This window comes from Neisseria benedictiae (assembly GCF_958267435.1).
Classification (GTDB): domain Bacteria; phylum Pseudomonadota; class Gammaproteobacteria; order Burkholderiales; family Neisseriaceae; genus Neisseria; species Neisseria bergeri.
Window position 1 is genome coordinate 1 of the sequence record NZ_CATQFV010000034.1, and the last position, 236, is coordinate 236.

The following is a 236-nucleotide window of genomic DNA, read 5'->3' on the forward strand; positions in this document are numbered from 1 at the left end:
CTTGCTGCCGCGAGCCTATTACAGGACAGTGCTTTTGCGGTAAAAGACGGTATCAATTCCGCCAGACAATGGGCTGATGCCCATCCGAATATAACTGCAACAGCCCAAACTGCTCTTGCCGTAGCAGAGGCCGCAGGTACGGTTTGGAGAGGTAAAAAAGTAGAACTTAACCCGACCAAATGGGATTGGGTTAAAAATACCGGCTATAAAAAACCTGCTGCCCGCCATATGCAGAC

General features: G+C 49.6%; 1 protein-coding gene. It reads left to right on the top strand.

Annotated elements, in window-relative coordinates; genetic code table 11:
* Positions 1-236 (top strand): MafB family polymorphic toxin (locus Q3O12_RS04365; RefSeq protein WP_301669529.1); only part of this gene is annotated, 236 nt, incomplete at both ends.